3 protein-coding genes are annotated in these 2,368 nt (G+C 71.0%); 1 reads left to right on the top strand and 2 read right to left on the bottom strand.

Annotation, left to right across the window (positions count from 1 at the left end):
• Window positions 1–489: carbohydrate binding domain-containing protein (locus ETD85_RS61720; RefSeq protein WP_206059643.1), on the bottom strand; the 489-nt coding region annotated here is incomplete at its 3' end.
• A 319-nt stretch (window positions 490–808) separates the two neighbouring features.
• The gene (locus ETD85_RS61715; protein ID WP_138699006.1) at window positions 809–1,654 is read right to left on the bottom strand and encodes a DUF72 domain-containing protein; all 846 of its coding nucleotides are present in this window, start codon (window positions 1,652–1,654) and stop codon (window positions 809–811) included.
• Between the two features lie 65 nt (window positions 1,655–1,719).
• Between ETD85_RS61715 and ETD85_RS61710 the strand changes: the two genes are divergently transcribed.
• On the top strand, window positions 1,720–2,368 hold a 649-nt coding region (locus ETD85_RS61710; RefSeq protein ID WP_420847398.1), incomplete at its 3' end, for an enolase C-terminal domain-like protein.

Raw genomic sequence — 2,368 nt, 5'->3', positions numbered from 1 at the left:
GGGCGGGGTCCCGGGGCCGTCGAGGCTGACGTCGTCGGCGTGGTACGTGCCCTGCCCGTACCAGCCGTGCAGGTAGACCACGGCGGTGTTCTGCGCGGAGGTGGTGGTGAACGACAGGGTGAGCTGCGTGTACGCCGTGCCCGACGACGTCCAGCGGGCCTGGCCGCCGGTGACGCCGAGATACACGTACGCGCCGCGCACCCAGGCGGACAGCGTGTAGGTGCTGTTCGGCAGCACGGTGACGGTCTGGCTGCACTGCGCGGTGTCGGAGCCGCTCGCCGCCCCGGCCAGCGCGCCCGTCCCCGAGCGTACGGGCGAGGCGACCACCGAGCCCAGCCCGCCGGTGCAGGACCAGGGCGCCAGGCCGGTCTCGAAGCCGGGGTTGGCCAGCAGGTTCGCCGCGCTCGCCGACGACTGGGCGACGAGGACGGCCGCGGCGGCCAGCAGCAGGCAGGACGCCATGACCAGCAGGCGCGGCATTCGCTTCATCGGGGACGACCCTCCGGCGGTGCGGACGAACGGTTCCCCGGATTATGGGCAGCGGCTCCGATCGAGGTCCATGCGAGATTCCATACCGGCTGTGTCATATCCCGGAGGGTCAGGAGCACGAACCGGCAGATCGGTGCATCCAAAAGCTATACAAACCGGACGCGAGGGAATAATCTCGACATGCCCCGGTCGAAAGACTGGGGCGCCAAACACGTGAAAGGCCCTCGCCCCATGGGCGGCGAGGCCGCACGGAAGGGTGCCATCCGCTCGGGTGGCACCCTTCCGCGTTCGAAGCGGACGGCCTGCCGGGGCGGCCGGTTCAGAAGAGCGTGAGGGGCTCGACGGGCTCCGGCTCGGGCAGCGGCGTCAGCTCCGGGACGCGGGCGCGGACCTCGTCGTGGAAGCGCCGGGCGAGCGCGGGCGCGTCGGCGTTGTCCGGCGTGTGGATGAACACGGTCGGCGAGCGCCCCTCGCGCAGCCACTCGGTGACCACGCCGACCCAGAAGCCCCAGCCCTCGATCGTGCGCTTCTCGTCGTCGCGGCCCAGGTAGCGCACGATCGGGCGGTCGGTGAGGGCGCGCGAGCGGCGGGGCACGCGCGGCTTCTTGGTCCACGCGTCGCGTTCGGCGTCGCTGGTCGGCGGGCTCCGGAAGAGCGCGGTGGTGTCGAAGGGGACCCACTCCGCGCCCGCCAGGACCTGTTCGAGACGTCCGGCCGCGCGCTCGTCCTCGAAGAAGGCGCGGTGGCGGACCTCGACGGCATACCTGTACGAGCCGGGCAGCCGCCGCAGGAAGGCCGCCAGCGTCCCGAGGTCGGCCGGGCCGAAGGAGCCGGGCAGCTGCACCCAGAGCGCGTGCGTACGCGGGCCCAGCGGCTCGATCGCCTCCAGGAACGCGCGGAGCTCCTCCTCCGCGCCGGTGAGATGGCGCTCGTGCGTGATCGTCTTGGGCAGCTTGAGCACGAACCGGAAGTCCTCGCCGGTCTGGCGGGCCCACGACTCCACCGTGCCGCGCGCCGGGGTCGCGTAGAACGTCGTGTTCCCCTCCACCGCGTCGCACCAGGTCGCGTACGCGCGCAGGCGCTCCTCGGGAGGGAGCTGATCCGGCAGGAACCGGCCCCGCCAGCGCGCGTGGGTCCACATCGCGCATCCCACATGAAGCCGCATGGACCCGACGTTAGCGGAGGAGGTTCCGCACCGAGAACTTGTCGTATGAGTTATGTATTTGTACGATGACCGATGAATCCACCCGCACACCGATCTTTGGGACCGCCATGGCAGCCGACCGCATCCGCCACGTCTCGCTCTCCTCCGTCACGCTTCCGCTGGACGTCCCCATCAGCGACGCCAAGGTCCTCACCGGGCGGCAGAAGCCGATGACCGAGATCGTCTTCCTCTTCGCCGAGATCGCGACCGAGGAGGGCCATCGCGGCACCGGCTTCAGCTACTCCAAGCGAGCCGGCGGCCCCGCCCAGTACGCCCACGCCAAGGAGGTCGGGGCGAACCTGCTCGGCCAGGACCCCTCCGACATCGGCAAGGTCTACGACACGCTGCTCTGGGCGGGCGCCTCCGTCGGCCGCTCGGGCGTGGCGACCCAGGCCCTGGCCGCGATCGACGTCGCGCTCTGGGACCTCAAGGCCAGGCGGGCGAACCTGCCGCTGTCGAAGCTGCTGGGCTCCTACCGCGACTCGGTCAGGACGTACAACACCTCGGGCGGCTTCCTGCACGCGCCGATCGAGGAGGTCAAGGCGCGCGCGAGCCGGTCGCTGGCGGACGGGATCGGCGGGATCAAGATCAAGGTCGGTCAGCCGGACATGAAGGAGGACCTGCGGCGGCTGGCGGCGGTGCGGGAGCATCTGGGGGACGATGTTCCGTTGATGG

The organism is Nonomuraea zeae (assembly GCF_005889725.1).
GTDB lineage: Bacteria > Actinomycetota > Actinomycetes > Streptosporangiales > Streptosporangiaceae > Nonomuraea > Nonomuraea zeae.
This window is presented reverse-complemented; position numbering and strand designations above follow the sequence as displayed.

Excerpts from the sequence above, each read along its gene's own strand:
- ETD85_RS61715 (WP_138699006.1), bottom strand. The coding sequence starts at position 1,654 with ATGCGGCTTCATGTGGGATGCGCGATGTGGACCCACGCGCGCTGGCGG.